The organism is Sphingomonas elodea ATCC 31461 (assembly GCF_000226955.1).
GTDB classification, from domain to species: Bacteria; Pseudomonadota; Alphaproteobacteria; order Sphingomonadales; family Sphingomonadaceae; genus Sphingomonas; species Sphingomonas elodea.
Window position 1 is genome coordinate 151,536 of record NZ_AGFU01000034.1, and the last position, 6,235, is coordinate 157,770.

Sequence of the window (6,235 nt, forward strand, 5' to 3'; positions counted from 1 at the left end):
GGAGACAGGAGAAATTTGGTGCGCGGCAAGCGAACGCTGGCAATGCTCGGACTGACCGCGGTGGCGCTTTCGCCGCTTCCGGCGGGGCGCGCCTATGCTTCGGGCGGGGGCGGAGAAGGCGCGGTGCCCCATTTGGTGACGATGGAAGCCATCGCCGTGCCGATCGTCGATGCCGATCGCGTCGCGGGCACGCTCAATTTCAAACTGGTGCTGGAAGCCCATGACGCGGCGACGGCGGAAAAGCTGACCGCCGCGCTGCCGAACCTGCGCATGGCGGCGATCGCCGGGGGCGTGGAATTCGCGCGACTCGATGCCTCGGCGCTGCGTGCGGTCAACGCCGCGGACCTCGACAAGACGTTGACCACGGCACTGAAGACCGTGGTACCGGAGCTGGACCGCGTGCTGATCGTGGAAGTCGGCGCCTCGCAGAGCTGAGGCGGCGGCGCCGCACCGGCGCCAGCCAGACCGCACATCGTCATCGAACGCAGCAACCGAATCCTCGCTTGTGCGAGGATGCGGTGTTTCTTTTTCGCGATCGGGAAAGAGCTCAGCCCGGCTTGCGGGCGCTACCGGCCGGCCCGGCCATGGCGGGTGTCGCCGCAGGCTTGGCGGCGGCGCTCTTGCGGGCCAGCGCCATGCTGAGCGAAGCGGCACCCTTGGGCGTCATCGCCGCGAGCACTGCCGCCGTCGAGGCGGGGCGCATGCGCTGCGCGACCTTCATCTGCACTTCCATGTCGAGTTGCTCGAACACGGCGGCGGCCTTGGCCGGCTTCATCGCCTGGTAGATGCGGGCGAGCTCGTCGAACTGGGCCTCGGCGGGCGAGGGGGCTCCGGGCGCTCCCGGTGCGCCGGCCACCCCTTCCTTCTGCTGCGCCTCGACGCCTGCCGCCAGTCGCGCCTCGGCGGCCTTGGCCGCCTGTTCGCGCAGGTCCAGCGCACGCTGGCGCTTGGCGGCCTCCTGGTCGCGCGCGCTCAGGTCGCGCTCGATCGAGTTGCCGAGCCGGGTCTTGGTGCTGCCGTCCTGGTCGCCGGTGGCGATGCTGGCGGCGTTGGCCACCGCGGCGATCGCGGAGGCCGCGGCCATGAGCAGGAGCAGGGAAGGGCGCGCCATCACGCAGCCTCACGCGTGGCAGCGGCCGTGTCGGCGGCGGCTTCGGCCTCGTCGACGGTCCCGGCCTCTTCCTCCGCTGCGGCTTCGTCGCCGGCGACGCGCAGGGCGTTGGCCAGGCTGACAGCCGAGACGATCCGCTCACAGGCGGAATCGGCGATGCCGATCATGTCCGAAAGCTCGTCGCGCAGGTCGCGGGCCTGCTCCACCAGCCGCGCATGGCGCGCGCAATCGGTGCCCAGCGTCTGCTTCATGTCCGACAGGACGGTACGGGCCTGCACGGTCGCGTTATCCAGCGCCTTGACCACATCGGTAAGGGCGCCGTCCTTCACCGCGCGCAGGCTGCGCATCATGCGCATGCTCTGCACGAGCACGGCCACGCACAGGATGATCGTCAGCACATTGGCGAAAAGCGCGATACTCATGATACTTTCTTCCTCGTGCGGGAAACATCGTTGACCAGGCGCACGGCGACGCGGCCGCTGCGCTGGCCGATCTGGGCCTGGGCGAGCTTGATGTCGCCACACGCCATGTCGAGTGCGTCGTCGGGGCTCTTGTCGAAGGCGATGGTCTGGCCGACCTGCAGCTCTTCCAGCTCGGCCAGGGGCACGGCCTTCTCGCCGAGCAGCACGTTGACGGTCACGTTGGTCTTGCGGATCTCGGAGGCCATATGCGCCTCCCAGATGCTGTCGCGGCCGCTCTTCTCGCCCATGAAGCGCTGGAGCAGCTTGTGGCGCACCGGCTCCAGCGTGGCATAGGGGAACACCATGGTGAAGCAGCCGCCGCGGCCGTCCATGTCCACCCGGAAGGTGGCGATGGCGCAGATGTTCGAGGTGGCGGCAATCGCCGCGAAGCGGGGGTTGGTCTCGATGCGCTCCAGCTTCATGTTCACCGGCTCGATCGGCTCGAACGCATCAGCGAAATCGCGCAGCGCCGTTTCCAGCACGCGCGAGACGAGCGACGTTTCGATCGGGGTGAAGGCCCGGCCGTCGATCATCGTCGGCGAGTTGCCGCCGCGACCGCCGAGCAGCGCGTCGACCACCGAATAGATCAGGCCCGATTCCACCGTGATGAGGCCGTAGCTCTCCCACTCGGTGACCTTGAACACGCCGACCATCGCGGGCAGCAGCACGCGGTTCATGAACTCGCCGAAGCGGGCGGAGGTGACTTCCTCGAGGCTCACGTCGATCGCGTCCGAGGTCATGTTGCGCATCGAGCTGGCAAAGGTGCGCACCACACGGTCGCACACCACTTCCAGCATCGGCAGCCGTTCGTGGCTGATGACCTTCGATTCCAGAACGGCGCGCAGGCCCTTCTTCTTCAGGACCGGTTCGTTGCCGCCGAACAGCGCGTCGATGTCCGCCTGGTCGAAGCGGATGTCGTCGCCAAGCGGGGCCGATGGCGGATCCGGAAGGTCGAAGTCGTCGAGATCGATCATTGCTGGATCAGGTCCTGAATGAGCACTTCCTTGACCATGCCGGGGCCGAGCACCCGCGTGGCGCGCACCATCAGCTCTTCCTTCAGCCGGAACACCGCCGCCGAGCCGCCCAGATCCTCCGGGCGCAGTTCGCGCAGGAAGGGCTGATAGGCGTCGAGCACCACCGGCAGCTGTTCCTTGAGCGCGGCGTCCGTCGTCTTGGGGCCGGGCACCAGCATCAGGTGCAGCTTCAGGAAGCGCGCCGATCCGTCGGGCGAGCGCAGGTTCACCGAGACGGTGGGCACGTCGACGAACTTGCCCTTGCCTTCGCCCTCGCCATGGCCGGCTTCGCCCTCGGCCTTGGCTTCGCCTTCGCCATGCCCTTCCTCGGCGGCGGCTTCCTCGCCGTGCGTTTCGGTCTTGGCCGTGCTCTTGCCGCCCATGAAGAAGGCCGCACCACCACCGCCGAGCGTCAGGGCGGCCGCGGTCGCGGCACCGATGATGATCAGCTTCTTCTTCTTGTTGGGCGCCGGGGCCTCCGGCGTACCCTTATCCTCGACGATCTCGGCCGACATAGCTTCCCTGGACCTTCCGAAATATCGGCCGCGGCGTCCGCACGTCCGATTTCCCTCTATTATAGAAGCGTCACCCGGCAATTTCTGCCTAGTGACCATTTTTCGAAGGACGGTCCGGTGGACATCTCTTCCTATGTGCTCCTCAGCCAGGAGCAGGCGCTCAGGCGCCGAATGGATGTGGTGGCGAACAACCTCGCCAACATGAACACGGTGGGATTCAAGCGCGAGCAACCGGTGTTCCGCGAATATGTGGAGAACACCGAAAGCGCGGTGAAACCCGCCGAGAAGACGTCGTTCGTGCTCGATTACGGCGCGGTCCACGATGCCGCGAACGGCGCGTTCCAGCCGACGGGCAATCCGCTCGACGTGATGATCGACGGACCCGGCTATCTGGCGGTGCAGGCCGGTGACGGCACCACCGCCTATACGCGCGCGGGCTATGTGAAGGTGCTGGATAGCGGTGAGCTCGCCACCGCCGGCGGCCAGGTGATCCTGGGCGAAGGCGGCAAGCCGATCAAGGTTCCGGCCGAGGAAGCCGGCAAGGTCAGCGTGAATCCCGACGGCACGGTGATGGGCGAGAACGGCCCGCTCGGCCGCATCGCGGTGACCGTGTTCGGTGACGAGGCGGTGGTCGATCCGCGCGGCAACGGCATGTTCAGCGGCACCGGCGGGCGCGAACTGCCGGCGGCACAGACCAAGCTGGTGAGCGGCGGCGTCGAGGGATCGAACGTCAACGCGATCGTCGAGACCACCGACATGATCCAGATTCTCCGCGCCTACCAGACCAGCCAGAGCCTTTCGAACTCGATGTCGGACATGCGCAAGAGCGCGATCGACAAGCTTGGCCGCATCGGCTGAATTTCACGAAGGAAACACCTCCATGCGTACGCTTTCCATCGCCGCGACCGGCATGCTGGCACAGCAGACCAATGTCGACGTGATCTCGAACAACATCGCCAACATGAACACGACCGCGTACAAGAAGCAGCGCGCCGAGTTCCAGGACCTGCTCTATCAGCAGGTGTCGCGCCCCGGTTCCTCGACCGGCGCCGATACCAGGGTGCCCGCCGGCATCCAGATCGGCTCGGGCGTGAAGACCGGCGGCGTCTATCGCATCAACGAGCAGGGGGCCCTGACCCAGACCGGCAATCCCTATGACCTGGCGATCCAGGGCAAGGGCTATTTCCAGGTGACGATGCCCGACGGCAGCACCGCCTATACCCGCGACGGCTCTTTCCAGGTTTCCGACCAGGGCGAGCTGGTGACGCAGGACGGCTACCCGGTGCAGCCGGGCGTCACCATCCCGCAGGGCGCGCTGGACGTGACCATTTCGAAGACCGGCCTGGTCGAAGTGACGGTGGCCGGCAACACCCAGCCGCAGCAGCTCGGCCAGCTCCAGCTTGCCACCTTCATGAACGAGAGCGGCCTGGAAGCGAAGGGCGGCAACCTGTTCCTGGAAACCGCCGCCTCGGGCCAGCCGACGGTCGCCTCGCCGGGCGATACCGGCATGGGCACGCTGACCCAGGGTTTCATCGAAGCCTCGAACGTCAATCCGGTCTCGGAAATCACCTCGCTGATCACCGCACAGCGCGCCTATGAAATGAACAGCCGCGTCGTGAAGACCGCCGACGAAATGCTGGCGACGACCAGCCAGCTGCGCTGATGTCCGCGCTGCTGGCCCTGTTGCTGCGCGTGGCGGCACCCGCCGAGGACGTGCCGGTGGCGGTGCTCCAGCAGCCGGTCGCGCGCGGCGAACGGATCGAGGCGGGCGACGTGGCGACCGAAGGCCGTCCGGAAGCGGCGGCGCGCGGCGCGCTGCGGGCGGAGGAGGTGGTCGGCATGGAAGCGACCCGCAACCTCAACGCCGGCATGCTGCTCCGTCGCGGCGACGTGGGCAAGCCGCAGCTGGTGAAGCGCGGCGAGCCGGTCACCGCCCGGATCGTCTCCGGCACCATGGTCATTACCGCCGCAGGCCGGGCGCTGGGCGGCGGCGCCCAGGGCGATCCGGTGCGGATCGTCGTCACCGCCACCAACCGCACGCTCGACGGCATCGTCGACGGTTCGGGCACGGTGCGGATCTCCACTCCCTGAGGGACTGAGGTAACATGCGTAAGTTCATTCTCGTCGTGGCGCTGGGCGCCACGCTTTCGGGCTGCGGCGCGGTCGGACGGCTGAAGGCGGTCGGCAAGGCGCCCAAGCTGACGGCGATCGGACCCGTCGAGTCCCCCGATCTGCAACCCTCGCTCGCGTCCCCGCTCGATCGCTCGAACCGCGCCCGCCCGGAGCAGCCGGTGACCGCGCCAACAGCGTCGCTGTTCCGCACCGGCGCAGGCGCCTTTTTCCGCGACCAGCGCGCGGGCAAGGTGGGGGATATTCTCACCATCCGCATCGCGATCGCCGACAGGGCCGATATCGGCAACAATACCTCGCGGACGCGGGGCGGCAGCGAGACCAGTGGTGTCGCCGGTCTGCTCGGGCTGCAGACGCCGATCCGCAAGCTCACCGGCAGCGATCCCTCCAAGCTGGTGGATACCAGCTCGGGCTCCAACTATGCCGGCGGTGGCACCACCAACCGGTCGGAGACGATCAACATGACGATGGCCGCCATCGTCACCCAGGTGCTGCCCAACGGCAATCTGATGATCCGCGGCCGCCAGGAAGTGCGAGTCAATTTCGAGATGCGCGAGCTGATCGTCACCGGGCTGATCCGACCGGAAGACATCGCGCGCGACAATTCGATCCAGCACAGCCAGATCGCCGAGGCACGCGTGATCTATGGCGGCAAGGGGCAGCTTACCGATGCGCAGCAGGCGCGGTGGGGACAGCAGATCTACGACGCGCTCTTTCCGTTCTGATCGCCGATATTCCCGACCGCTCGAGCAAAGGGCTCGCCGTTTTCACGGCGAGCCCTTTTCGCATTTACCGTTCGTTTATCTTAATATTCCGGTAACCATCAAAATTTGCAGGATAATTTTGGTGGTCTCGATTTTCTTCCCACAATGATTGTGCAGGGCGCACCGCGCGCCATGCCGAGGGCCGGCGCTTCCGGCCCGGGTCGCAGAAGCGGCTCTATTCCAAGAAGGAAATCACCATGGCTTTCTCCGTTAACACCAACGTCGGCGCGATGGCGGCTCT

10 protein-coding genes are annotated in these 6,235 nt (G+C 66.8%); 5 read left to right on the plus strand and 5 right to left on the minus strand.

Annotated elements, in window-relative coordinates; all coding sequences use genetic code 11:
* The first annotated feature begins 18 nt into the window (after positions 1-18).
* Positions 19-435 carry a hypothetical protein gene (locus KK7_RS0111200; protein WP_010544743.1) on the plus strand — a complete coding sequence of 139 codons (417 nt, stop codon included), beginning with the start codon at positions 19-21 and terminating at the stop codon, positions 433-435.
* 112 nt (positions 436-547) lie between these two features.
* Here the strand turns inward: KK7_RS0111200 and KK7_RS0111205 are convergent, their stop codons facing one another.
* The 4 genes from KK7_RS0111205 to KK7_RS0111220 are packed head-to-tail and all read right to left on the minus strand — an operon-like array spanning position 548 to position 3,100.
* Complete coding sequence (locus KK7_RS0111205; RefSeq protein WP_010544744.1) at positions 548-1,111, minus strand: MotE family protein; 564 nt, start codon at positions 1,109-1,111, stop codon at positions 548-550.
* Entirely contained in the window at positions 1,111-1,533 is a 423-nt protein-coding gene (locus KK7_RS0111210) for a DUF6468 domain-containing protein (RefSeq protein ID WP_010544745.1), read from the minus strand. Before KK7_RS0111210 ends, KK7_RS0111205 begins: the two co-directional genes overlap by 1 nt.
* Positions 1,530-2,546: a flagellar motor switch protein FliM gene (gene fliM, locus KK7_RS0111215; protein ID WP_010544746.1), complete on the minus strand. Its 1,017-nt coding sequence runs from the start codon at positions 2,544-2,546 to the stop codon at positions 1,530-1,532. Before fliM ends, KK7_RS0111210 begins: the two co-directional genes overlap by 4 nt.
* Positions 2,543-3,100, minus strand: coding sequence for a flagellar basal body-associated FliL family protein (locus tag KK7_RS0111220; protein WP_010544747.1), 558 nt, complete (start codon positions 3,098-3,100; stop codon positions 2,543-2,545). The genes fliM and KK7_RS0111220 overlap by 4 nt, the downstream gene beginning before the upstream one ends.
* A 117-nt stretch (positions 3,101-3,217) precedes the next feature.
* Between KK7_RS0111220 and KK7_RS0111225 the strand changes: the two genes are divergently transcribed.
* The 4 genes from KK7_RS0111225 to flgH are packed head-to-tail and all read left to right on the plus strand — an operon-like array spanning position 3,218 to position 5,955.
* Complete coding sequence (locus tag KK7_RS0111225) at positions 3,218-3,958, plus strand: flagellar hook-basal body complex protein (protein ID WP_029623189.1); 741 nt, start codon at positions 3,218-3,220, stop codon at positions 3,956-3,958.
* A 22-nt stretch (positions 3,959-3,980) separates the two neighbouring features.
* On the plus strand, positions 3,981-4,763 hold the full coding sequence (flgG, locus tag KK7_RS0111230) for a flagellar basal-body rod protein FlgG (protein WP_010544749.1): 783 nt from the start codon (positions 3,981-3,983) through the stop codon (positions 4,761-4,763).
* The gene (flgA, locus tag KK7_RS0111235) at positions 4,763-5,191 is read left to right on the plus strand and encodes a flagellar basal body P-ring formation chaperone FlgA (protein ID WP_010544750.1); all 429 of its coding nucleotides are present in this window, start codon (positions 4,763-4,765) and stop codon (positions 5,189-5,191) included. The genes flgG and flgA overlap by 1 nt, the downstream gene beginning before the upstream one ends.
* Before the next feature lie 14 nt (positions 5,192-5,205).
* Entirely contained in the window at positions 5,206-5,955 is a 750-nt protein-coding gene (flgH, locus tag KK7_RS0111240; RefSeq protein WP_010544751.1) for a flagellar basal body L-ring protein FlgH, read from the plus strand.
* 98 nt (positions 5,956-6,053) lie between these two features.
* Here the strand turns inward: flgH and KK7_RS23385 are convergent.
* The coding region (locus KK7_RS23385; RefSeq protein WP_237709191.1) for a hypothetical protein at positions 6,054-6,235 on the minus strand (182 nt) is incomplete at its 5' end.

Coding starts and splice junctions, on each gene's coding strand:
- KK7_RS0111205 (WP_010544744.1), bottom strand. CDS start 1,111: ATGGCGCGCCCTTCCCTGCTCCTGCTCATGGCCGCGGCCTCCGCGATC.
- KK7_RS0111210 (WP_010544745.1), bottom strand. CDS start 1,533: ATGAGTATCGCGCTTTTCGCCAATGTGCTGACGATCATCCTGTGCGTG.
- fliM (WP_010544746.1), bottom strand. CDS start 2,546: ATGATCGATCTCGACGACTTCGACCTTCCGGATCCGCCATCGGCCCCG.
- KK7_RS0111220 (WP_010544747.1), bottom strand. CDS start 3,100: ATGTCGGCCGAGATCGTCGAGGATAAGGGTACGCCGGAGGCCCCGGCG.
- flgG (WP_010544749.1), top strand. CDS start 3,981: ATGCGTACGCTTTCCATCGCCGCGACCGGCATGCTGGCACAGCAGACC.
- flgA (WP_010544750.1), top strand. CDS start 4,763: ATGTCCGCGCTGCTGGCCCTGTTGCTGCGCGTGGCGGCACCCGCCGAG.
- flgH (WP_010544751.1), top strand. CDS start 5,206: ATGCGTAAGTTCATTCTCGTCGTGGCGCTGGGCGCCACGCTTTCGGGC.